The organism is Pectinatus frisingensis (genome assembly GCF_015732285.1).
In the GTDB taxonomy this organism is placed as follows: Bacteria; Bacillota; Negativicutes; order Selenomonadales; family Selenomonadaceae; genus Pectinatus; species Pectinatus frisingensis.
Window position 1 is genome coordinate 1 of sequence record NZ_WIQU01000039.1, and the last position, 763, is coordinate 763.

A 763-nucleotide genomic window follows, 5' to 3' on the forward strand; every position below is an offset into this window, starting at 1 on the left:
GCGCTTTTCTTGACTATTTCAATTGTACTTGCCATAACTTTTATTCTTCTGTCAATAACTGGTATCCAAATGGCTTCTTACGTACATGTCCCTGGGATCGATAGCCAATATCTTACGGAACAAGGTCAACAAAATAGTAGTTATGAGGAACAATTTGGGGAGCATTTTTACCCATCAATAGTACATGAGTGGGGTGGATATATATTTATAATAGCTGGTTTAATACATATAGGACTCAATTTAAAACCAATGAAGTCATACCTTTGCTTCAGCTCGAAACCTGGGAGGGTGAATAAAATTGGATATTGATTCAGGGTACCGGTACGGTAACTACATAATAGAGGAGAAAGGGCTGTTTCAAGAGGATATTATCTGCGACAAAATCCTGATCCTCGAATTTCTTGGAAATACAATAACCCATAATTTAGTTTGAACAATGGACTACTTTAATATATTCTATGAAAACTGCACTTCCTTTACTTTCAATACCCCGACCGAAGAGCAAATTTCGCATGCCTATAGTGCAATTGTCAATAATGAGCTTAAGTTTGAAAAAGAATAATTGAGACATGCTCATGGTATGATTGAAGGGCAAAATTATTTATCAAGATGACATTACAAGGGCTGTAGAAAAATGATGAAAGATTTTGGAACTGATGAATACAAGAAAAGTTATCAGGAATATAAAGAGTTTATTATAGCTTCAAGACTTGAAAGATGAAAGAAAATATAATTCGGGGATATGAATAAAAGTCTGTAAATA

The 763-nt window shown here is 34.2% G+C and carries 1 protein-coding gene; it reads left to right on the top strand.

The genetic code is table 11. The features are described 5' to 3' along the window. Positions 1-309: DUF4405 domain-containing protein (locus I6751_RS06785; RefSeq protein WP_196589992.1), on the top strand; the 309-nt coding region annotated here is incomplete at its 5' end. Positions 310-763: the final 454 nt, after the last annotated feature.